18 protein-coding genes and 1 tRNA gene are annotated in these 22,544 nt (G+C 46.8%); 10 read left to right on the top strand and 9 right to left on the bottom strand.

The features are described from left to right. Positions 1-230: 230 nt before the first annotated feature. Positions 231-1,610: an NAD-dependent succinate-semialdehyde dehydrogenase gene (locus JIE71_RS11815; protein ID WP_199508921.1), complete on the top strand. Its 1,380-nt coding sequence runs from the start codon at positions 231-233 to the stop codon at positions 1,608-1,610. A 99-nt stretch (positions 1,611-1,709) separates the two neighbouring features. On the opposite strand, the gene purN is transcribed toward JIE71_RS11815, so the two are convergent. Together purN and purM are read right to left on the bottom strand one after the other, a co-directional pair. After that, positions 1,710-2,414, bottom strand: coding sequence for a phosphoribosylglycinamide formyltransferase (purN, locus tag JIE71_RS11810; RefSeq protein WP_199508920.1), 705 nt, complete (start codon positions 2,412-2,414; stop codon positions 1,710-1,712). Continuing rightward, positions 2,414-3,463 carry a phosphoribosylformylglycinamidine cyclo-ligase gene (purM, locus tag JIE71_RS11805; protein ID WP_199508919.1) on the bottom strand — a complete coding sequence of 350 codons (1,050 nt, stop codon included), beginning with the start codon at positions 3,461-3,463 and terminating at the stop codon, positions 2,414-2,416. Before purM ends, purN begins: the two co-directional genes overlap by 1 nt. 254 nt (positions 3,464-3,717) lie before the next feature. On the opposite strand from purM, the gene JIE71_RS11800 reads away from it, so the two are divergent. The 3 genes from JIE71_RS11800 to JIE71_RS11790 all read left to right on the top strand — a co-directional run bounded on the left by JIE71_RS11800 (position 3,718) and on the right by JIE71_RS11790 (position 6,682). Next, positions 3,718-4,824 carry an AI-2E family transporter gene (locus tag JIE71_RS11800; RefSeq protein ID WP_199508918.1) on the top strand — a complete coding sequence of 369 codons (1,107 nt, stop codon included), beginning with the start codon at positions 3,718-3,720 and terminating at the stop codon, positions 4,822-4,824. A 231-nt stretch (positions 4,825-5,055) separates the two neighbouring features. Beyond that, the gene (gene hda / locus JIE71_RS11795; protein ID WP_199508917.1) at positions 5,056-5,859 is read left to right on the top strand and encodes a DnaA regulatory inactivator Hda; all 804 of its coding nucleotides are present in this window, start codon (positions 5,056-5,058) and stop codon (positions 5,857-5,859) included. Between the two features lie 154 nt (positions 5,860-6,013). Then, positions 6,014-6,682 (top strand): DUF2057 family protein, encoded by a 669-nt coding sequence (locus JIE71_RS11790; protein WP_199508916.1) that lies wholly within the window; start codon positions 6,014-6,016, stop codon positions 6,680-6,682. A gap of 110 nt (positions 6,683-6,792) precedes the next feature. Here JIE71_RS11790 and JIE71_RS11785 read toward each other — a convergent pair whose 3' ends face one another. From JIE71_RS11785 to JIE71_RS11775, 3 genes are all read right to left on the bottom strand, one after another. Further along, a complete protein-coding gene (locus JIE71_RS11785; protein ID WP_199508915.1) occupies positions 6,793-7,272 on the bottom strand; it encodes a Dps family protein in 480 nt (159 codons plus the stop codon). Between the two features lie 309 nt (positions 7,273-7,581). Beyond that, positions 7,582-8,433: a delta-class carbonic anhydrase gene (locus JIE71_RS11780; protein ID WP_199508914.1), complete on the bottom strand. Its 852-nt coding sequence runs from the start codon at positions 8,431-8,433 to the stop codon at positions 7,582-7,584. A 225-nt stretch (positions 8,434-8,658) separates the two neighbouring features. Continuing rightward, positions 8,659-9,318, bottom strand: coding sequence for a YcxB family protein (locus JIE71_RS11775; protein WP_199508913.1), 660 nt, complete (start codon positions 9,316-9,318; stop codon positions 8,659-8,661). Between the two features lie 354 nt (positions 9,319-9,672). On the opposite strand from JIE71_RS11775, the gene serS reads away from it, so the two are divergent. The 3 genes from serS to JIE71_RS11760 all read left to right on the top strand — a co-directional run bounded on the left by serS (position 9,673) and on the right by JIE71_RS11760 (position 13,943). Further along, positions 9,673-10,959 carry a serine--tRNA ligase gene (gene serS, locus JIE71_RS11770; protein WP_199508912.1) on the top strand — a complete coding sequence of 429 codons (1,287 nt, stop codon included), beginning with the start codon at positions 9,673-9,675 and terminating at the stop codon, positions 10,957-10,959. Between the two features lie 222 nt (positions 10,960-11,181). Then, positions 11,182-13,179 (top strand): transketolase, encoded by a 1,998-nt coding sequence (gene tkt, locus JIE71_RS11765; protein WP_199508911.1) that lies wholly within the window; start codon positions 11,182-11,184, stop codon positions 13,177-13,179. A gap of 248 nt (positions 13,180-13,427) precedes the next feature. Continuing rightward, on the top strand, positions 13,428-13,943 hold the full coding sequence (locus JIE71_RS11760) for an endonuclease V (RefSeq protein WP_199508910.1): 516 nt from the start codon (positions 13,428-13,430) through the stop codon (positions 13,941-13,943). 40 nt (positions 13,944-13,983) lie between these two features. On the opposite strand, the gene JIE71_RS11755 is transcribed toward JIE71_RS11760, so the two are convergent. From JIE71_RS11755 to JIE71_RS11740, 4 genes are all read right to left on the bottom strand, one after another. After that, on the bottom strand, positions 13,984-14,979 hold the full coding sequence (locus JIE71_RS11755; protein WP_228284681.1) for a DUF4424 family protein: 996 nt from the start codon (positions 14,977-14,979) through the stop codon (positions 13,984-13,986). A 396-nt stretch (positions 14,980-15,375) separates the two neighbouring features. Further along, on the bottom strand, positions 15,376-15,705 hold the full coding sequence (locus JIE71_RS11750) for a DUF779 domain-containing protein (protein WP_199508909.1): 330 nt from the start codon (positions 15,703-15,705) through the stop codon (positions 15,376-15,378). 200 nt (positions 15,706-15,905) lie between these two features. Further along, the gene (adhP, locus tag JIE71_RS11745; protein ID WP_199508908.1) at positions 15,906-16,934 is read right to left on the bottom strand and encodes an alcohol dehydrogenase AdhP; all 1,029 of its coding nucleotides are present in this window, start codon (positions 16,932-16,934) and stop codon (positions 15,906-15,908) included. A 237-nt stretch (positions 16,935-17,171) separates the two neighbouring features. Continuing rightward, the gene (locus JIE71_RS11740; protein ID WP_199508907.1) at positions 17,172-18,698 is read right to left on the bottom strand and encodes an aldehyde dehydrogenase family protein; all 1,527 of its coding nucleotides are present in this window, start codon (positions 18,696-18,698) and stop codon (positions 17,172-17,174) included. A gap of 325 nt (positions 18,699-19,023) precedes the next feature. Between JIE71_RS11740 and JIE71_RS11735 the strand changes: the two genes are divergently transcribed. The 3 genes from JIE71_RS11735 (at position 19,024) to JIE71_RS11725 (ending at position 22,310) form a co-directional block, all read left to right on the top strand. Next, positions 19,024-20,937: an AAA family ATPase gene (locus JIE71_RS11735; protein WP_199508906.1), complete on the top strand. Its 1,914-nt coding sequence runs from the start codon at positions 19,024-19,026 to the stop codon at positions 20,935-20,937. A 69-nt stretch (positions 20,938-21,006) separates the two neighbouring features. Then, positions 21,007-22,158 (top strand): type I glyceraldehyde-3-phosphate dehydrogenase, encoded by a 1,152-nt coding sequence (locus JIE71_RS11730; protein WP_199508905.1) that lies wholly within the window; start codon positions 21,007-21,009, stop codon positions 22,156-22,158. A gap of 61 nt (positions 22,159-22,219) precedes the next feature. Beyond that, positions 22,220-22,310: transfer RNA gene (locus JIE71_RS11725), tRNA-Ser, on the top strand. Positions 22,311-22,544 lie beyond the last annotated feature (234 nt).

Genomic DNA, 22,544 nt, shown 5'->3' with positions numbered 1-22,544 from the left:
TTCCAGCGATTTTGCTATGATGGCTAAACGTTAAATAAAAAAGAAAATTTACATATTTAAGATTAATTATTAAATTATATTTAATAATCTGTTTTTACAGTATGCAGTAAGCTAATGTATTTTCCTCATTTATTTAGCAGTAATACGAACAACGTAAACGTTATAAATCATAGGCTTTATAACTTCATCATACCAATAACCAATGACAACAAATAAAAAGGACCATTCTCATGGCAGATATTACTACTGTTAACCCAGCAACGGGCGAAGACATTAAAAATTATGATTACATGAGCAACGACGAAGTTAACAAGATTGTCGATGCGTCACATAATGCATTCTTAGAATGGCGTACTGTGAGCCATGAAGAACGTGGACGTGTCATCAAGTCCATCGGTGACAAATTGATGGAGTATAAGGAGGAGCTATCTAAGCTTATGACCGAAGAGCGCGGTAAGCTCTATGGTCAAAGTCAGCAAGAAGTAGATCTCTGTAAAGCAATTTGTGATTACACTGCTGAAAATGGTGTCGCTGCGCTTGCAGATGATGAGCGAGATATCGAAAGCATGAAAAAAGGTATCGTGACTTATCAACCAATCGGCGTCATCTATGGTATGCAACCTTGGAACTTCCCAGCGTATCAAGTATTCCGTTATGCCATTGCTAACTTGATGGCAGGTAACAGCGTTCTGCTTAAACATGCAGCAAACGTCACAGGTTCTGGCTTATTGATCGAAAAAATATTCCATGAGTCTGAACTGCCAAATGATTTGTTCCGTACGATTTTGATTGATCATGACCAATCAGAAAAATTGATTGAAAATGACAAAGTACGTGGCGTAACGCTCACAGGTAGTGATGCTGCTGGTCGTATCGTTGGTCAACAAGCGGCCAAAGCAATCAAAAAATCAGTATTAGAGCTCGGTTCAAATGACGCCTTTATCGTACTAGAAGACGCCGATATAGAAACCGCTGTAGAGACCTGTACCCAAGCCCGTTTAGTCAATAACGGTGAAACTTGCGTAGCAGCGAAACGCTTTATCGTGGTCGATAGCGTGTATGACGAATTCCGCAAGCGTATCGTAGAGAAGTTTGAAGGTACAAAATCTGGCGACCCAATGGACGACAGCTCAGACATCGGTCCATTAGCGCGTGCAGACTTGCGAGATCAGTTGCATGAGCAAGTAGAACAAAGCGTAGCAAAAGGTGCAACGATTGCTGTTGGCGGTAAAGTACCAGAAGGTAAAGGCAGTTTCTATCCAGCAACTATCTTAGAAAATGTCGAGAAAGGTCAACCTGCCTACGACGACGAATTGTTTGGCCCAGTGGCGTCATTGATCCGCGCCAAAGATGACGACGATGCAATGCGCATTGCAAATGACAGTCGTTACGGCCTAGGCGGCGCTATCTTCTCAAAAGATGAAGAAAAAGCCATTCGCTTAGCCAGTGAGCAATTCGATACGGGTATGGTCTATATCAATGGTTACGGTCTTGCCAATCCTGCACTGCCATTTGGTGGTGTGAAGAACTCAGGCTATGGTCGCGAGCATGGCGGCTTTGGTATTAAAGAGTTTGTCAACATTAAAGCAGTACACGTATTTGGAAAATAACAGTGAATAACACGTAAAACTGTTAAAGATTAAAAAGAAAAACCCAGCTATTTAATAGCTGGGTTTTTTTGTGTGGGTAAAAATAATGTCTTAAAACAACTAAGCGTCAATCAATAGACGTAAGGGCAGGGCAGGCAAGATGCTAGAGGCTTGCTCACTTGGCGTTAATGACACGCCGCCAATAGCGATTTGTAATATCGTCCACGGCAATAGTTGATGCTCCAGCACTTGTACGCGCTTTTGCAAACTATCAGGCGTATCGGTATGACGAATCGGCAAGACCGCTTGGCTTAACACTTGTCCTGCATCCAGCTCGGCGGTGACCACATGGATACTACAGCCGTGCTCACGCTCACCTGAGCAGAGTACACGGGTATGCGTGTCTAGCCCTTTATAGGCGGGGAGTAGCGATGGGTGCAGGTTAATCATCGGTGCAGGCGCGTTATCAATAAAGTCTGCACTCAATACCCGCATAAAACCTGCCAAAACGACCAAGTCAGGCTGCCACGCTTCAAGCTGTGCGGTGGCGTGCTTTTCAAAGGTTTTGATGCCCATGCGTTTGCCGCTCTCCACGTGCGAGAGTACGGCGACCTCGATGCCTGCGTCTTTGGCGCGGGTGATGGCATAGGCGTCTTCGCGATTGCTAATAACGCCGACGATATCAATCGGCAGTGCCTTTTGCTGCACCGCGTCGATTAATACTTGTAGATTGCTGCCACTGCCTGAGACCAAGACCGCCACACGTAGTGGGGGCTGAGCGCTTGTATTAGCAGTGGCAGCGTTTGATAGGGGTGCGTCACACATTAGCGATATACCACTGCGTCTTCGTCACGGCTGACCATAGTACCGATTTGCCATGCGTTTTCGCCAGCAGCAGTTAAGACGTCAATCGCTTGTTCTGCTTTGTCTTGAGGCACGACAATCACAAAGCCTACGCCGCAGTTAAAGGTGCGGTACATCTCACGGGTGTCGATGTTACCGTTTTCTTGTAGCCATGTGAACAGCTCTGAGAACTGCCAGCTTTGGGTGTCGATGCTCGCAGCCAGATTTTCTGGTAAGACGCGCGGTAGATTGTCGGTCAAGCCGCCACCTGTGATGTGTGACATGGCGTGTAGATGCTCATTGCCAAGCGCTTTTTGTAGTGCTTGTACTGCTTGTACATAGATGCGCGTCGGTGCCATCAGGGCGTCTTGAATCGGCATGCCGTCTAGCGTTTTATCGCTACTGGTCACATCAACGCCGCTGACTTCGATGACTTTACGCACGAGCGAGTAGCCGTTTGAATGCGCGCCTGCTGAACCTAGCGCAATCAGCGCATCGCCTTCGGCAACATTTGCGCCAGTGATGACGTCTTCTTCTTCAACCACGCCTACACAAAAACCTGCAAGGTCATAGTCTTCGTCTTGGTACATGCCTGGCATTTCAGCCGTTTCGCCACCGATAAGCGCACAGTTGGCCAATTTACAGCCATCACCAATACCGCTAACCACTGTCGCTGCGGTATCGACATCCAGCTTGCCCGTCGCGTAGTAGTCTAAGAAGAACAATGGCTCTGCACCACAGACCAGCAAATCGTTAACGCACATCGCGACCAAATCGATACCGATAGTGTCGTGACGATTTAGCTGCAATGCCAGCTTGAGCTTCGTGCCCACACCATCAGTACCTGAAACCAATAACGGCGACTTATAGCCTGTTGGAATACGGCAAAGGGCGCCAAAGCCACCCAAACCACCCACCACTTCAGGGCGCGTGGTGGCTTTTGCTACTGATTTGATGCGTTGTACCAACGCGTCACCAGCATCAATATCAACACCAGCATCTTTATAGCTTAACGAAGGCTTGTCACTCATGGTCATCTCACAGATTTAGGAGGTGGGTCATTGTAGGCAATGACATAAATAAGAAAATAATGCGCGCATTATACCCAAAAAATGACCGTCCCCGCAAAACAACTTCGCCATATTGGCAGATAAACTGGCAAATCTGCAAAAAACACGATAAAACAGCACAGACACAAAAAATGACTGCTTTTTTTAATGGCTCTGCGATAATGAAAACCAAACAATAACAACCTTTAGCCCTTTATTTTTAGGATTGCCTACCTATGATGCATCGCTCGATAGATCCTTTTTTTCGGCGTTTATTTATCGTGACTGCGATCGTTATTTCGCTGTTGCTGCTGTATATCTTGTTGCCGGTTATCGTTCCTTTTTTGGTGGCCTTTGTCCTTGCTTATTTGTTCAATCCACTGGTTAAAAAGCTATCGCGCTTTATGCGTCGCTGGATTGCGATTGTCATCGTCTATGCGGCGATTACTGTGGGTATGGTACTGCTCTTGTGGTGGTTGGTGCCAACGATGTGGTATCAGTTGCAGTCGGCGTGGGCGTATCTGCCCAAAGTGCTCGATTGGTACAACGATGGCCTACGTGCTTGGGTAACAGAAAACAGCCGTCTGCGCCTGCCTGAAATGGAGGTAAAAGGACTGTCAGAGACGCTCGTACAATATATGCAGCGCAACTATAATTTTTCTGACGCCAGCAGCATGATGAGTCAGATATTAACCTCAAGCATGGTATTTATTAACAACGCTGGCTTGATTGTGTTGGTGCCTATTTTGACTTTTTATTTTCTGTTCAATTGGGACAGACGTTTGCATAAATGGAAAATGGCCATTCCAGCAGGATATAGCAAAAAGGTCATCGAAATTGCTAAAGACTGCGACCACGCTTTGATGGCGTTTATTAAAGGACAGCTGCTCGTCATGGTGCTGCTCGGCGTGATTTATGCGGTACAGCTACAGCTGATTGGCCTAGATTTGGGTTTGATTATTGGTATGGGCGCAGGTATCGCAAGCTTTGTGCCTTATTTAGGCTTTGGCTTAGGTTTTATAGCCGCGATTATCGCAGGACTGTTCCAATTTGGCTTTGACTGGTTGTATTTATCTTTAATTGTTGGCGCGTTTTTGGTGGGACAAGCTGCCGAAGGTTATGTGCTCCAGCCGTTACTGCTTGGCGATAAGATTGGTCTGTCACCGCTTTGGGTTATTTTTGCGGTATTGGCGGGCGCAAGCTTGCTTGGCTTTGTGGGTATGCTCATCGCGCTGCCTGTATCGGCCGTATTGAATGTGCTGTTTCATCACTTATATGACTATTACCGCAGCACCGATTTTTATAAGAACCGGCGACAGCTGGATTTGTTTGACAAGCACTAGCTTAGGCCGTATAGCACTGAACCATGGTGTAAAAAACTTGTCAGTCATTTTGTAAGTGTGGTATATATAGTCGCGGTATTAGGGCGCCTTTGGTACACAAAGCGCCCCCTTATTGCCCCATAATCAGGTATAATAACGCGGGCATCCAGACCACTCAGTCACTTCAAGACGCATCATAGGTATTCGGTGATGCGGCCTTTTTATTGTATATGTAATACGAGTTGATGATTCATGGCAGAAGCACAGCTAAGTCTCAATTTAGATATCAGACATGACGCCAGTCTTAGTGACTTTAGTGGCCCTGGCTGGATGTCCATCATTGACGCGGTGCGCCAGCTGCACGTGGGTCTGATTGGGCAGCTGTATTTATTTGGCAGCCCCGAAACAGGCAAATCACACTTATTGTCTGCCATTTGCGAATCATTTATTGAGATGAATAAGTCAGCCATCTGTCTGTCACTTGATGAGCTGATACATACCGATGTCAATGTCTTATCGTCAATCGAAAACTTCGACGTCATCGCTATCGATGATTTAGAAGTGTTAGAGCGTAGCAGTCAGTGGCAAGAAGCCTTATTCCACTTGATTAATCGTAGCCGCGAAGGCCAGCGTCAGTTGTTGTTTGCAGCCAACTGTCCAGCGAGCGAACTGCCATTTGCTTTGACTGACTTATTAACGCGTCTTGCGCAGGCCCCTTCTTTTAAAGTACCTAATGGTCACGATCTTGCTGACAGACAGGCGCTGATTGACTCTATTTTGCGCCGCCGCGGCTGGCAGTTTGATGAGCGTATTATCAATCATTTACTAAGCGATGGTCCGCACCGTATTGGTGGCATGATGGATGTCTTAAATTATATTCAGCCCATGTTTTCAAATCTAGGTCGCAACAACATTTCAAAAGCGGTAATTAATGATGCCATTCGCACCATTGATGAGCAGACACTGGCGGCTGAGCTTGCGGATATTACCAGCGCTCAAAAAAATGATGATTTTGACAACGATCAAGACAACCACACTATTCCGCTCGATTTCTGACTACTTATTGATTACTGTTTTTATCCAAGGGTATAGCGTTACTAAGAACAATTTTTGGTAATGATGCGGCGCTATGATAATGGTATATTGATAGCCATCGACGGCAGTAAGCCACTTTTTTTCATTGTTTTATTGATTACACATAGGATATGTCATGACTCACGCTTCATCTTGGTTTAAAGGAATGTCTGTAGCTGCCGTATTGCTCTCAGGCGTCAGCGTCTCTGCACTGTCGCACGCTGATGCAACGTTGCTTGTTGATGACCACATCAAGGTCACTGCCATTAACGGACAAGAGCTAAAGCAAAGCATTTTCCAGTCCTCGCCCAAAAAGTTCAACCTAAAGCCAGGGCAGCATGTGGTCACAGCAAAGTATGACCGTCTATATAACCTCGGTCATGATGAGCATGATTACTTACGTTCAGGCAATATCAGTGTGGCAGCAGAGCTGATGGACAATCAAACCTATCGTCTGACCATGCCAAATCAACCTGAAGCGTATGAGGCGGCAAAAGAATATGCTGAGCAGCCCACGCTTGCGGTGCAGCAGGGCAATACCATTATCGCCAGTCAGCAAAGTACCAAGAGTGACGGCGGTCTGTTTTCAGGCTTAGGTAAAGCATTGGGTGGGGTGTTCAATGGTGGCGGTGATGCCGAAGCGCAAAACCAAAGCGTCATTGCCTCGCTTGAATCCAACGGTACGCAGCCTATTGCGCCACTTGCAGCAGCAAAAACCACCAATACCTTAGACAGCTTTATGCAGCTGTGGCTACAAGCAACACCTTCTGAGCGTGAAAAAATGCGCCAGTGGATTGAAAAATAAACCACAACCTCTTGTTTCTACGTGGTTTACTTTTGCCAAAAGGCAGTCATGAAAAAGCACCCGCAGTTCAACTGTGGGTGCTTTTTTTATCTTATTACAATGTTGGCGTATTAGCCTAAAAATGCGTTATACATCCAGACCAGCTTTTCTTGCTCTTGTACATAGGCGTCTACAAGGTCGGCTGAGCCTTGGTCGTCGCTATCTGCGGCAAGCGCTGAGACTTGACGCTGCTCTTCAATCAAGGTTTGTAAGCCTGATACCACGCCTTTAACGCACGCATTGCCTTGATGGACGTTTTTGTCCTCTTTAATACTGGTGTGCTGCGCAAAGTCGCTATACGCGTGTAGCGGTGTGCCACCGAGCGTCAAGATACGCTCAGCAATCTCATCAATCTGTAACTGTAGCGCTGTATATAATTCTTCAAACTTTGGATGCAAGGTAAAGAAGTGCTCACCTTTTACATTCCAGTGATAGCCGCGTACATTTAAATAGAACACATGGTAAGTAGACAACAAGCTGTTCAATTGTGCGATAACTTCGCTCATGTCTGCTTTTTCTAGGCCGATTTGGTTGGTATTGTCAGTGCTCATAAAGCTGTCCTCTTATCATTTATTGTATGGTTAGTCATTCATTTATCTGTCGCTATACGCCTATGAACAAAAAGGCGCACGAAGTATCATAGCGGATGGACCAATATACTGTCTTTATTAAACCTGTTAACAACTAAATGTATTAACAGGGCAAAGCGCCTTGGCCTATCGATTTATGGTTATGATACCTAACAACCAGCGATAAGTTAAATTAATATAAATAAAGATATTGTTATGTTTTATAAAACTAAGAGCTGCTTATGGTCTCTTGATGCGCACAGCAAAGATGTATTCACGCTGTGACAGTCATTACAGAATGGGTGACAATGACTTAGGATCGGTCACAAGATTGCGAACCCCATGCGCATGATCTTCTTCAAATACATTGCGCTCACACCATTTGCCTAAAGACTTGATATTTACCTTTTTGACTTTGGGTCGTACGCTCCACGTCACTTGATAAGGGGAGTCTTTTTCATTGTAGCTCGGGCCTGTGGTGGAGCCTGCATACTGAATAGGTGTGCCTGTATCGGTCGGGATGTTGATGGCTTGAGTATATTGGTCACGCACTGCATATTCTGCCATTTCCATGAAGTTCGCGGCATTATCATCATTAACAGCTACGATGACTTGTCCCTCTACGCGCAATTGCGGGTTTCGGATAGGATTTGCCACACAAGCGCCCAAAGAGACACCAGGTTTGACTTGAGAAGTTGAGTAGACATAATGCACTTCTAGGGTATCACCCGATTGTATAGCACTGTGCTCACCGATACATACAGCTTCTGGCAAAGGTTTGCGCTCTGCAGCTGTGAGCTGGCCTGAGTATTTGTAGCCTGTCTTGTACCCATCGCCATTGCCCGCATAAGTGGTAAATTCTCCGCCTTTGTGTTCAGCATTTTTATGTAGGTGAATGTTACATAGGTTCATACTGTTAGCGCTTGGGGCAGGGCTAAATATTAAGCGATGATGCCCAAGCTTACTGTCGATATTACGGGGAGACTGAGGACCAAATCCTATGGATTTACTATGCTGTGTCAGCGCGGTGGATTGTTTGGTATTGGTGGTACTTTCTATAGGGTCTGAATTTACGACACAAGCGGGTAGGGCGATAAGTGGTAACGACAATACGACCAGTTTCGATAATGTTTCGGTATTCACTATAACCTCTACTTTAATGGGTAATCAGAAGAGCTTATTATGACGAAAAAAATACCGTTTGTTATTGCCTTGTAAATATATACTTATGCTTAAATGTATATGAATAGAAAATAATCTTAGCACTATATTTTGATACACCATTATGGGTGTATTTGAACACCCATTATGGTTATACAGTGTCGCCTTAAGCTTGATTTACTGGCCTACTTGCCCGCCTGCTGATACCTATTTTGGCGCTTGGACTTGCTCAGGCTTGAGACCTGGCTCAGGAATGACTTCTTGTAAATGTTTACGCACAGTGTCGATAGGGAACTTTTGCGCCTTGATGCGTTTTGGAATGATTTGGCTGCCTTGCTGTCCCTGCATCTCAAACAGTACAAAGATATAGTCGTCAGTTTCTTCCCAGCTTTTGACCGCTGTCCACGGGATGACCGCTTGTTGCGACATGGCGGCGCGCATCTGCATACCGCGCACTTGCGAGGCTTTGAGGCTGTCAGGTTGCTCGGTTGGGATGGTCATAATAAGACCGTGCTTTTGGACGCCCAGCTTTAGATTGCGCATCTCATCAGGCATTTCTTGCTCAGCAATTTGTTTTTCAAATTCTTTTTTGACGTACCATTTAAAACCCAAGGTACGCACGACCACATACAGCACGACGAGCACCAGCATCAACCAAAACAAGATGGTTGAGTAGCCCGTCACAAACACTAAGCCTGCAATCGCCAGCACCACCACCACCGCCATGATTGCCCACTCTTTGGTTTTGATACTTGATAGCCCAAAGGTTTGGCTGGTGTTGTTAAACAGCTCGTACTGCGCTTGTTTAAATTCTGCTTCAGATAGGTTTAATGCAACAGGTTGCAAGGTGTAGGGATACAGTGCCATAAAGGGTTCTCAAATACACAAGGTTGGGCAGTGGCGCAGACGGCTGTGCCGCAAATGATAAGACAGGCACTTATCTTACCGAAAAGTGTGGGTAAAAGAAACATCCCTGCCACATCTGGCGCATACAGGGGCGATAAAAGTAAAAAAGCGCGCGCAGGGTAACAAAAGCGCAAGGTGATAAAAATGCATTTGACCATTGTACGTGCGCGTAGTCGTGGTCAAATGTACTGGGTCTTGTTATGATAGCGGTTTTGATAGGCTTGGTTACAGACGTAACGACACTTTGGCAAAAGGCGCGCACAGACGCGTGAGGCTGGGTGGTTTTCCTTATTTTTGGCATGACAGGCAGAGACTATGATTGACCCTAAACTTTTACGCGGTGATTTGGACGCGCTACAAGAGCGCCTAGCGACACGCGGCTACGCGCTGGATGTGGACTTTTGGCAAGCGGTCGAAGAAGAGCGCAAATCATTGCAAGTCAAAACAGAAGCGTTGCAAGCACGCCGTAACGCAGGCGCAAAACAAGTCGGGGTACTCAAAAAGTCGGGCGAAGATGCCAGCGAGCTACTGGCAGAAATGCAAAGCATCAGCGGTGAGATTAAGGCGGCAGAAGATGCCTTGCGTGACTTACAAGAGCGCATAACCAATGCCGCGCTACAGCTGCCAAACCTACCTGCTGATGGCGTACCTGTGGGCGAGTCTGAAGACGATAATGTCGAGATGCGCAAATGGGGCACGCCGCGCAGCTTTGATTTTGATGTTAAAGACCATAGCGACCTTGGCGAGGCGTTGGGCTTGCTCGACTTTGAAGCCGCAAGCAAACTGACAGGCAGCCGCTTTAACGTCCTAAAAGGTCAGTTGGCGCAACTGCACCGTGCCTTGATTCAATTTATGCTAAACACGCACACTGTAAAATACGGTTATCTTGAGACTTATGTGCCGTATATCGTCAATTCAGACAGCCTAAAAGGCACAGGTCAGCTGCCAAAGTTTGAAGATGACTTGTTTAAGCTCGGCAATCACACCAACAATGACGGGATGGATTTTTACTTAATTCCAACCGCTGAAGTGCCGATGACCAATCTGGTACGCGGTGAGCGTTTGGACATTAAAGAGCTGCCATTAAAATTCACTGCACATACGCCATGCTTTCGCAGTGAGGCAGGCTCACATGGTCGCGACACGCGCGGTCTGATTCGCCAGCATCAGTTTGAAAAGGTGGAGATGGTTAATATCGGTACGCCTGAACAATCAGACGATCTGCTAGAGGCGATGACGGGACAGGCTGAATACATCTTGCAGCAGCTGGACTTGCCGTATCGCGTGGTGCAGTTGTGTACGGGTGATATGGGCTTTAGCGCACAAAAAACCTACGACATCGAAGTGTGGCTACCGAGCCAAGACACGTACCGTGAAATCTCTAGCTGCTCAAACTGTGGCGATTTTCAAGCGCGTCGTATGGGTACACGCATCAAAGACGGCAAAAAAACCACATTGGCACACACGCTAAACGGTTCAGGCTTGGCGGTCGGACGTACGCTGCTGGCGGTCATGGAAAACCATCAAAACGCTGATGGCAGCGTGACCATTCCTGAAGTGCTGCGTCCATTTATGGGCGGTGCTGAGCGTATTGAAGCGTAATTTTTTGCGCCTGCATGTGTAAGTTAGACTTATGGCAATGATGAATTGGGGTAAGGAGTACACTTATCCTAAGTCATCGTTGCCATTTTTTGGCGTGACGCGGCGCAAATATGTTAATATTGCATTTTTATTTTATCGCCTATCCATCAAGGACGCGTCATGCGCACTTGATGGATGACCTATGAGTAAACTCTCCTCTTATCCTCCATATTAGGACACTCTATGCCAGCTCCAATTAGCGAACGTAAACTAGCCAATGCCATCCGTGTACTGTCATTCGATGCGGTACAAAAAGCCAATTCAGGACACCCTGGTGCGCCCATGGGCATGGCGGACATTGCGGAAGTACTGTGGCGCAAGTTTTTAAAACACAACCCAGCAGATCCAAATTGGCACAACCGCGACCGTTTTGTTCTCTCAAACGGACACGGCTCAATGCTGATTTATTCTCTATTGCACCTATCAGGCTACGATGTCAGTGTGGACGATCTAAAGGGCTTTCGCCAGTTGCACTCTAAGACCCCAGGTCACCCAGAGTACGGCTACACGCCAGGCGTAGAGACCACCACAGGTCCGCTGGGTCAAGGTATCGCCAACGCGGTGGGCTTTGCTATCGCTGAAAAGACCCTTGCCGCGCAGTTTAACCGCGACGGGCACAACATCATTGACCATCACACCTATGCATTCTTGGGCGATGGCTGCTTGATGGAAGGCATCAGCCACGAAGTATGCTCGCTTGCAGGTACGCTGGGTCTCGGCAAGCTGGTCTTTTATTATGACGACAACGGCATCTCAATCGATGGTAATGTCGAAGGCTGGTTTACTGACGACACCAAAGCACGCTTTGAAAGCTATGGCTGGCAAGTCATCAGTATTGACGGTCACGATATGGACGTGATTACTGACGCGACCAAAGCCGCGATTGCTGAAACGAATAAGCCAAGCCTTATCATCTGTAAAACCACCATCGGTGCAGGCAGCCCGAACAAGCAAGGTCTGGCAGCCAGCCACGGCGCACCACTTGGTGATGACGAAATTGCGCTAACGCGTGACGCGCTGGCTTGGAAACATGCACCATTTGAGCTGGATGACGAAATCTACGAAGCGTGGGACGGCAAAGCCAAAGGCGAAACGCTACAAAACAACTGGCAAGCGGACTTTGAACGCTACGAGCAAGCGTACCCAGAGCTGGCGGCAGAGCTAAAACGCCGCCTAGAAGGCGAGCTGCCAGCGGACTTTGCGGCTCAGGCAGAAGAGTACCTACAGTCATGCCAACAAGCAGGTGACAACGTCGCGAGCCGTAAAGCCAGCCAAAACGCCATTAATGCCTTGCAGCCACTACTTCCAGAAATCATGGGCGGCTCAGCAGACTTGGCAGGCTCGAACCTAACCTTGTTCAAAGGCGCAAAAGGCATCCAAGAAGACGCCGCAGGTAACTATATCTTTTACGGTGTGCGTGAATTTGGCATGACCGCGATTGCCAACGGTATTGCCTTGCATGGCGGCTTTATCCCTTATGTGGCGACGTTCCTGATGTTTATGGAATACGCACGCAACGCCGTACGCATGGGCGCACTCATGAAGCAGCGCGTCATCCACGTTTATACCCACGACTCAATCGGTCTGGGCGAAGACGGTCCGACGCACCAGCCTGTCGAGCAGTTGACCAGCCTACGCAGCACGCCAAACCTAAACACATGGCGTCCATGTGACACCACCGAATCTGCCAGCGCGTGGATCGAAGCGATTAAAGCGACCAGCACGCCATCAGCGCTTATCTTTAGCCGTCAAGGTCTGCCGCACCAAGACCGTGACGCTGAGCAAGTCGCGAACATCGCAAAAGGCGGTTATGTGCTGGCCAAAGAGCAGGGCGAGCTACAAGCCATCATTATCGCGACAGGCTCAGAAGTGGGTCTAGCGATGGAAGCGTACGAGACGCTAAGCAATAACGGCGTTGGCGTGCGTGTTGTGTCTATGCCTTGTGCTGAAGTGTTTAGCAAACAAGATGCAGACTACCGCGAGTCGGTATTGCCAGCGAATATCCGCGCCCGTGTTGCCGTCGAAGCAGCGCACGTGGACTACTGGTTTAAGTTTGTCGGTCTCGATGGCAAAGTCATCGGTATGACCACTTATGGCGAATCTGCACCTGCAAGTGACTTGTATAAAGAGTTTGGTATTACGACTGACGCTGTGGTTGAAGCGGTAAATAGTTTGGTGTAATCCTTTAATCAAACTCAAAACCAAAAAAAGCTGCTGGAGTGATCTGGCAGCTTTTTTTTGTGGGTTGTTTTATTATTCTAAAAATTAACAATCAAAATATGTTTTTAGGTAGAATATTTTTATAAATACATATTCTTTGGGAGTTACAAGCTTCTCCTAATTTACTCATATTTGATAATCAAAAATATAGGCTGGGCATAGAATAAGATATCCAGCTCCCACGCCACCCAAAAAAAGGCAATCACACATTGATTTACCTCATACTAGACGTACATTATCAAGATAATGAAAGTGCCAATAACACGACAGCCATAGTGACAGGGGTACGATTTTCAGGGATTGAGCGCGCAACGGTATTAAGTGAGCATATTGTTGAAGTGAATGATGTTGCTCCTTATCAATCTGGGCAGTTCTACAAGCGTGAAATGCCTTGCTTATTGGCGATCATTGAGCAGATACAAGCGCCTTTTGATGTCATTATCATTGATGGCTATGTTTTTTTAGATGGTATCAATCAAGCAGGATTGGGCAAATATCTTTATGATCATTTGGCGGATCAAAAACCCATCATTGGCATTGCTAAGAATCGTTTTGCTGACATTACCGAGGACTACGCGGTATGGCGAGGTATCAGTAAACACCCGCTATATGTGACCAGCGTGGGTCTAGATAATGAACAAGCAAAAACTTGGGTTAAAACCATGGATGGTAACCATCGCATACCTACTATGGTCAATCACGTCGATAGACTGGGTCGCGCGTAAATTTTAGGCTAGATAAAACATGGCCACCCAATCCACACCATCAAAACTTATTATGAATAAATATCACGTTAAAATCATGAGTCGGTACAAAATCAGACTCTTTGATTTGAAACGTGTTGGGCGCAATCTTTTTCACCTTACCTTTACCCTGCCAACAAAACGATACCAGCTCATTGTTATCACGCTCGACGGTTAAGGTAAAATCCTTGATGGGTTTTGCCCAGTTTGCACCTGTTGTTAGAATATAGCTCAGCGCTTCATAGGGGCGTGCGCCACTTTCATGAAACCCACGTCGCGTATAGTCATCTACGCAAAAATCCCCAAATTCTTCTTCTCCTAAATGTACGGATCCGCCTACGAGTGGGGCATAGGTATGCTTAACGGTGGTTGTGCTATTGGCTTTAAAAGTTTGCTGCCAGCTATAGATGATTTGTGAATCCCAAAAAATATAAGGATCTGTTCTATCATCAATAAACCGAGTCAGTTTCGGATTATCACAAGCCAACAGTTTTCGATTCACATATTCTGCATCTACTTGATATGTCCAAGGAACGAGCATTTCCGCTTTATTGATACCACAGGACGTAAATATATCAGTCGTATCCACTGCTTCATCTGCATGGGTAGTGTAGCCATCTTCTATAACAAGAGGACTCATAAAGGTGCGTACATGTAATTTCGGCTGAATGGCGCGTCCATTGACCCATATTTTAAAGCTATCATAAGTTGCATCTATGTCAGCATAATCTGAGTCGATAAAGCTGGGTATGGCAGGCATAGGAAACAAAATCGTCTCGGTTATGTCCTTATTGCTGAGGTTTTTAAACTCGTAATTGACGCGAATTTCATCTTTTGAGATGTACAAGTCTTCGCTGTGCATACTGATATTTTTGTTTTTAATATATTCAACACCGCCCGTTGCCACATAGCCTGCAGAATCATTGGCTTGGACTGTGATAGGTAGTAGAACAGTGGCGGTAAGACCACAGGTCATAAAAACAGCTTTGGATAATAAGTGACATAAGCTCTTCATCATAGTTAATCTATATGGCGTACTTTTGTCCTCTAATATACCCATATTTACGGATAAAAACGATAGTGCGATAAAAAATAGCAAATTAAATTTGCTAGCGTATGAGGGCAAAAAAATACAGCACCCAATTAAATAACACCCACTAAACCCCGTGCCTTTATCTCGATTATTGTTCATAATAACGCAAAAAAAGGAGAGCGTGAAGGACGTACATTTGCTACATATTTTTTTGTGGTCGGTTTGGCGCGTTTTTTGGCACTGCTTGACCGCGCTTAATGGCTAGGGTAGTGGTTTAAATAACAAAAATGGGCGCGATGGTCAAGCGGATGGCAAAGACAGGCACGCGGGCAGGGCAAGCGTTTTATGGCTGCGCACAGCTCCCCAAATGCCGTGGTGTGGTCAATCTATAGCGCACACATCCGAGCGTACGATAAAGCGTTTGCCCTCAGGGATTTCTAAAGAAAAGCTCGCGCCGCGTCCATTGACCACATCAATGGTCAAGTCGGTATGCTCCCACAATTTATACTGCGCGCGCCCCATATAAAACGGACAGCCCGCCAGCTCGCCGACCAGCACGTCTTGAGCGCCGACCTTGAATTCGTCCAGCGGATAGCACATGGGTGAGCTGCCATCACAGCAGCCGCCAGACTGATGGAACATTAAATCACCATGCTTGGACTTTAGTAGCTCAATCAACGCCTTACACGACTCTGTTGCTGCCAGTTTCATATCGTACTCCTTCTTATGGCCCATCCATGGTTTATATAATTGCTCTCTAGTATCAGTATGCCACAGTCAAATCAAAAAGGTCGCATCATCTTCAGACACATCACAACTGGCATATGACTAAAAAGATACGACCTTCGGCTGATAATTGACAGTTGGAATAACTATGCAATAAGCTTATAACACTGTCATTTTACTATCCGTTATTGATTATAGTCGATGACGATACGCCCTTCAATCTTACCGTTACGCATACGCTCAAAGATGTCATTGATGTTCTCAAGCGGCTCGGCTTTGACGGTCGCTTTGACTTTGCCTGCTGCTGCCATATCTAGCGACTCTTGTAAGTCAAGACGTGTGCCAACGATAGAGCCGCGTATAGTGATACCGTTGAGTACAGTATCAAAGATTGACACCGGGAAGTCGCCAGTGGGGAGGCCGTTACATACTAAAGTACCACCGCGACGTAACATGGTTAAGGCTTGATCAAAAGCTTTTGATGATACTGCAGTGACTAACACGCCATGAGCACCGCCGATCTGCTCTTGGAGATACTCGCCAGGATCGGTGTCTTTTGCGTTGACGATGACTTTGGCGCCCAGCTTTTTGGCGAATTCAAGCTTCTCATCGTCGATATCGACCGCCGCGACATTAAGGCCCATGGCAATGGCGTACTGAACGGCCATGTGCCCAAGTCCGCCGATACCTGAAATCACTACCCAATCACCAGGCTTGGTATCCGTCATTTTTAGGCCTTTATAGACAGTGACACCTGCGCATAAGACAGGGGCAATCTCTACAGAGTCGACGCCTTCAGGGATGATACCGACATAGTCGGCATCTGCAAGGACGTATTCTGCAAAGCTACCGTTCACTGAGTAACCAGAGTTTTCTTGCTTTTTACATAAGGTTTCCCAGCCACCTAAACAATGCGTACAGTGTCCGCAAGCAGAGTAGAGCCAAGGCACACCGACTCGGTCGCCTTCTTTGACGTGATGGACGTTGTCGCCGACAGAGGTGATGATACCGACGCCTTCGTGTCCAGGGATAAATGGTGGACTTGGTTTGACTGGCCAATCTCCTTCAACGGCATGAAGGTCCGTGTGACAGACGCCTGAGGCCTCCATTTTTACTAAAATCTGACCGGCACCTACGGTTGGGATGTCGACTTCTTCGATTTTTAAGTCTTGACCGAACTCATGTAATACAGCGGCTTTCATTTTGTTAGTCATAATAAGCTCTCTTTTATGGGTGATTGATAAATGTTGATATAAAAAGTTGTTGCGATGTTGCATTCAAAATATGCAAACACCGTATTTTGAACGCAAGACTGCTACAAATTTTTCCTGCTGTGCGCCTAAGCGCATTAGAGGATATAAAAATTCGTTTCAGTTTTTTTATTTAGATCGTTGTAGCGAGCGGGTTATGTAACACTTGTGATAACCCGCTCCATGATTAGAAATGATGGTTTAGAAGAAGCCCATTTTTTTAGGGCTGTACGACACCAGCATGTTTTTGGTTTGCTGATAATGGTCGAGCATCATTAAGTGGTTTTCGCGTCCAATACCGGATTGCTTATAACCGCCGAATGCAGAATGCGCAGGGTAGATGTGATAGCAGTTGGTCCATACGCGTCCAGCTTGAATACCACGTCCGAAGCGGTAAGCTTTGTGTACACTACGCGTCCAAACGCCCGCGCCTAAACCATACAAGGTGTCATTGGCAATCTGCATGGCTTCGTCATCGTCTTTAAAAGTAGTTACGGCAAGGACAGGTCCAAAGATCTCTTCTTGGAACACGCGCATATCGTTGGTGCCTTTAAAGATAGTTGGTTTGACGTAGTAACCGTCTGTCAAGTCGCCATCGTGCTTAGCTTGTTCGCCGCCGACGAGCACTTTTGCGCCTTCTTTTTTACCGATATCAAGATAAGATAGGATTTTCTCTAATTGATCTGAGCTGGCTTGCGCGCCAATCATGGTTTCGGTATCTAATGGGTTACCCATCTTGATGGCTTCAACGCGGGCGATACAGCGTTTGATGAACTCATCATAGATGCTCTCATGAACGAGTGCCCGCGATGGACAGGTGCAGATTTCACCTTGGTTCAGTGCAAACATCACTAGACCTTCGACAGCTTTGTCCAAGAAGTCATCGTCCTCATCCATAACATCGGCAAAGAAGATGTTAGGGCTTTTGCCACCAAGCTCTAACGTCACTGGAATGATGTTTTCGCTCGCGTACTGCATAATGAGGCGGCCAGTGGTAGTCTCACCTGTAAAGGCAACTTTATTGATACGAGGGTTTGAGGCAAGTGGTTTACCCGCTTCGACACCAAAGCCATTGACGACGTTTAGCACGCCTTTTGGCAAGATATCGGCAATGCCAATGGTCTCTAGCATAAATAGGATAGAGGCGGGGGTTTGCTCGGCAGGTTTTAGGACAATGCAGTTACCAGCAGCAAGGGCAGGTGCTAGCTTCCATACGGCCATTAGGATAGGAAAGTTCCAAGGAATGATTTGACCGACGACACCAAGTGGCTCATGAAAATGATAAGCCACAGTGTCTTCGTCAATCTGACTGATACCGCCTTCTTGTGCGCGAATGGCGCTGGCAAAATAACGGAAGTGATCAATGGCTAGAGGGATGTCGGCTGCGAGTGTCTCACGAACAGGCTTGCCGTTTTCGTAACATTCGGCAATCGCAATCGCTTCTAGGTTGGCTTCCATGCTGTCAGCTATTTTGAGTAACAAGTTGGCACGTTCAGTAACACTGGTTTTGCCCCATGCGTCTTTGGCAGCATGCGCCGCGTCTAGGGCTTTTTCGATATCGGCTTCTTTTGAGCGGGCGACTTGGCAAATAGTTTTACCATCGATGGGGCTTGTGTTATCAAAATACTCTCCATCGACAGGAGCGGTCCACTCACCATTAATAAAGTTATCGTATTTTTCGCGGAATTGGACCGGACTGTTTTCAGTGTTGGGATAAGCGTATAACATTAACCACTCCTTGTTGTGTTATTGGTTTTATCACATAATACAGACGGCCTTTTTTGACAAAAAAGCGCGCATCCGTCACCATGACTTTATATCCTTGTTTGGTGCTTGTTCTATCCTACTCGGCTTTTGCCTAGAGTAATAATAATATTTTCTATTGTTTACTATCACTAGAGAAAACCTTTTGTTATGTGTGTATTTTTATCTTATGAACCATATATAAGTAAAGGTTTTCGTATGGCGGGGCTATACTTGGCTTAAGTATTAGACTCTTTTAGTAACGAGATTGGCGTTTTGCGCCGTTATTTTTATTTGCTTGGTTCTTTATATGCGTCAGTCTTCAGCTTTAGATATCTTAAAAACGGGTCAAAATGTATTTTTGACAGGTTCAGCAGGTTCGGGCAAAACTTATACCCTCAATCAATACATTCATTATCTGCGCGCGCGGCGTGTGCCCGTCGCCGTGACCGCCAGTACAGGGATTGCTGCCACGCATATGAACGGTACGACCATTCACAGCTGGTCGGGCATTGGTATCAAAGACACGCTAAGCGAAAAGGACTTGGGTATCTTGGCGCGCAAAAAGCCCTTGGTCGAGCGCGTCAAAGAAACCTCTGTGCTGATTATTGATGAAATATCTATGCTACACGCCAAGCAATTAAATGCCGTCAATCAAGTCCTAAAGCACTTGCGTAAAGACGATGCGCCCTTTGGCGGTATCCAAGTGGTGGTCGCGGGCGACTTTTTTCAGTTGCCGCCCATCGGTCAGCGCGGTGAAAGCAACCGAGATAAGTTTGCTTTTATGTCTGAAGCGTGGCTCGATGCCAAGTTTCACATTTGCTATCTGAGCGAGCAGCACCGCCAAAATGACGCGGCGCAAGATGATACGCTCGGACTCGATGACATTCTTAATCAAATCCGCCGCCAAGACGTGAGCTTTGACGCCATTGCCGCGCTCGAAGAAACCGCTGTGCAAGACATTCATATTAGCCGCACGCGCCTATATACGCACAATCAAAACGTCAATAAAATTAATGACAATGAACTGGTCAAGCTGGACGGCGAGACGCATTGTTTTGAAGCGGTCGGTAATGGCGATGAAAAGCTGGTCGAAACGCTAAAGAAAAGCGTCCGCACCCAAGAGCAACTGACGCTCACCGTGGGTGCCAAGGTGATGTTTATTAAAAACAATGCTGAGCTGGGCGTGTCAAACGGCACGATGGGCGAGCTGGTGGGTTTTCGTGCCGTCAGTCTTAAGGCGGACAATCGACTGGACAATAAGAACAAACGCAATGAGCCAGACGCAGCGGACGATGACCAACATAATGATAAGCAAGACGATGCGGATGCCGACAATAAAGACAGCAAAAAAAGTGATAAAAAAACGAGCATCAAATACCCTGTCGTGCGTCTAAATACAGGCAAAGAAGTCATCGCCGAGCCTGAAGAATGGAGCATTGAAGACGAAAGCGGGGAAGTGCTGGCAAGTTATTCACAAGTGCCCTTGTGTCTGGCATGGGCGATTACCATTCATAAATCCCAAGGCATGACTCTAGACGCCGCCGAGATTGACCTATCGCGCACTTTTGAGCTGGGGCAGGGCTATGTGGCACTATCGCGCCTTAAGTCACTCTCAGGACTGAAATTACTCGGTATGAATACCATGAGTCTGCAACTCGATCCTTTAGCGCGTGGTGCGGACAAGCGGTTTTTGGAACTTTCACAAGAAGCGGACACCAATTACGCCATGCTCGATGCAAAAAGCATGACACAGGCGCATGCCAATTTTGTGCTTAAATCAGGCGGCACACTCAGCCAAACGGTCATCGACAGCTACGAGCGCCTACAAAAAAAACGCCGCGAGCTACAAAAAAAGCAGCAAAAACAAAGCAACCAAGTCGCCGATAAGTCCGAAACCACGCTAGAAACCACGCGCCTATTGTTAGAAGAAAGCTTTAGCATCGCCGAGATTGCCGAAGCCCGCGAGCTGGCACAATCGACCATCATGCGCCATATCAGCGAGCTAAAGCGCCGCGACCCCAGCCTTGCTTGTGAGCATCTGCGCCCTGATGATGACATCATTGATGCGGTTTACAGCGCTTATACCAGCGTACAGGCAGAAAACGATCCAAACAATACTACCGATGATGGGCAAATTAAGTTGCGCCCGTTGCATGAATATTTAGAAGGACGCATTGATTACAACACCATCCGTTTGGCGCTGATTTTTATTAACGATTAGGGCGTTACCTTTATACTTTCTTTATGTAGGCTATCATCAATCGATGGCGAGCAATAGCGAATACCGATTATGCCAAGTTTTACCAGCACCACCTATAGAGCCTCAAGCGCCGCCAACACCTCCACTTATATCACCAATGAAGGCTACCGCCCGCTACGTGTCGCCATCAATGGCTTTGGGCGCATTGGACGCAATGTATTACGTGCCTTGCTAGAGCGCTTTGAAATGCTGGGGCGGGCGATACATATCGTCGCCATCAATGACGTAGCAGGTGCGGATATCTTGCTGCACTTGCTCAAGTTTGACAGCGCGCATGGACGCCTCAGCCGTCTGGGCATTGACGCGCATATCGTCAGTGACGACGGTGAAACGCAGCTGTGTCTTAGCAAAAACGAGCACACTTACTGTATCCGTCTGCTATCACAGCCTGAGCCAGAGTCGTTGCCGTGGCAAACGCTTGGTGTCGATGTCGTGCTGGAGTGTACAGGATTTTTCCGCGCTTATGACCAAGCCTATCGACACATTACAGCAGGGGCGCAGCAAGTCATCATCGGCGCTGCCCCTTTTGATAATGTCGATGCCTGTATCGTCATGGGCGTCAATACCGACGCACTGCGTCCAGAGCTACCCATTGTCTCCAGCGTCTCTTGTACCACTCAAGCGCTCGTACCGCTGATTGCCACGCTAGACGCAAGCTTTGGCGTTGAATCGGCGATGATGACCGAGATACACGCCGTGACCGCTGACCAAAACGTCCTCGACCAAGTGCATCGTGACCCCAGACGCGCCCGCGCTTCAGGGCACAACATCATTCCTACCACATCCAGCAGTATCGCTGCTACTGAGCATGTGTTGCCTGCGATAACAGGCAAAATCAATGGTCACTCTATCCGCGTCCCGACCATCGACGTCGCTGCGATAGACGTGACCTTTGTCTTTAGCGAGCCACCAAGTGATATTGATGCTATTAAAGACGCCTTAATCACCGCAAGTGATAATCAGCTCTCAGGTATCATGAGCTATACCGAGTTGCCGCTTGTCTCTAGCGACTTTGTGCATCAGACCGAGTCCTTAATCGTCGACGGGCTACAGCTCATGCAAGTGGGCAATCAGTACAAGGTCTTTGCGTGGTATGACAACGAGTGGGGCTATGCCAACCGCTTGCTAGATATGTGCCTGCATCTGTCTGTAAGCCACAAAAATAAGGGGCTGAAAAAATAATTAAATTAATTGAAAAAAGGGCTTGCACAAAAAAAATATATCTATATAATGATGCACCAATGGAGACGTGGCAGAGCGGTTGAATGCACCGGTCTTGAAAACCGGCAAGGGTTCATAGCCCTTCGAGAGTTCGAATCTCTCCGTCTCCGCCAAATTTAAAAATTCCAGTTATTTCGATAACTGGAATTTTTTTTTGCGTAAAATTTCGTGATTTTAAAATTATTCTGCACTAAGTTTTTGAAGATTCTTTCCTCTTATCCACCGCACAGGTGGCTTGAGCCACGTTAAAAAATTGCATGTCAATTTTAGTGGCGCAAGGGAAATCCTTTAAATAGATTTTAGTCCTATAATGCTAAACTTATGCCCGTCGTAAACATTTCGTACAC

This window comes from Psychrobacter sp. bablab_jr014, from assembly GCF_016464015.1.
GTDB lineage: Bacteria > Pseudomonadota > Gammaproteobacteria > Pseudomonadales > Moraxellaceae > Psychrobacter.
This window is presented reverse-complemented; position numbering and strand designations above follow the sequence as displayed.

Excerpts from the sequence above, each read along its gene's own strand:
- JIE71_RS11815 (WP_199508921.1), top strand. The coding sequence starts at position 231 with ATGGCAGATATTACTACTGTTAACCCAGCAACGGGCGAAGACATTAAA.
- purN (WP_199508920.1), bottom strand. The coding sequence starts at position 2,414 with ATGTGTGACGCACCCCTATCAAACGCTGCCACTGCTAATACAAGCGCT.
- purM (WP_199508919.1), bottom strand. The coding sequence starts at position 3,463 with ATGAGTGACAAGCCTTCGTTAAGCTATAAAGATGCTGGTGTTGATATT.
- JIE71_RS11800 (WP_199508918.1), top strand. The coding sequence starts at position 3,718 with ATGATGCATCGCTCGATAGATCCTTTTTTTCGGCGTTTATTTATCGTG.
- hda (WP_199508917.1), top strand. The coding sequence starts at position 5,056 with ATGGCAGAAGCACAGCTAAGTCTCAATTTAGATATCAGACATGACGCC.
- JIE71_RS11790 (WP_199508916.1), top strand. The coding sequence starts at position 6,014 with ATGACTCACGCTTCATCTTGGTTTAAAGGAATGTCTGTAGCTGCCGTA.
- JIE71_RS11785 (WP_199508915.1), bottom strand. The coding sequence starts at position 7,272 with ATGAGCACTGACAATACCAACCAAATCGGCCTAGAAAAAGCAGACATG.
- JIE71_RS11775 (WP_199508913.1), bottom strand. The coding sequence starts at position 9,318 with ATGGCACTGTATCCCTACACCTTGCAACCTGTTGCATTAAACCTATCT.
- serS (WP_199508912.1), top strand. The coding sequence starts at position 9,673 with ATGATTGACCCTAAACTTTTACGCGGTGATTTGGACGCGCTACAAGAG.
- tkt (WP_199508911.1), top strand. The coding sequence starts at position 11,182 with ATGCCAGCTCCAATTAGCGAACGTAAACTAGCCAATGCCATCCGTGTA.
- JIE71_RS11755 (WP_228284681.1), bottom strand. The coding sequence starts at position 14,979 with ATGATGAAGAGCTTATGTCACTTATTATCCAAAGCTGTTTTTATGACC.
- JIE71_RS11750 (WP_199508909.1), bottom strand. The coding sequence starts at position 15,705 with ATGAAACTGGCAGCAACAGAGTCGTGTAAGGCGTTGATTGAGCTACTA.
- adhP (WP_199508908.1), bottom strand. The coding sequence starts at position 16,934 with ATGACTAACAAAATGAAAGCCGCTGTATTACATGAGTTCGGTCAAGAC.
- JIE71_RS11740 (WP_199508907.1), bottom strand. The coding sequence starts at position 18,698 with ATGTTATACGCTTATCCCAACACTGAAAACAGTCCGGTCCAATTCCGC.
- JIE71_RS11735 (WP_199508906.1), top strand. The coding sequence starts at position 19,024 with ATGCGTCAGTCTTCAGCTTTAGATATCTTAAAAACGGGTCAAAATGTA.
- JIE71_RS11730 (WP_199508905.1), top strand. The coding sequence starts at position 21,007 with ATGCCAAGTTTTACCAGCACCACCTATAGAGCCTCAAGCGCCGCCAAC.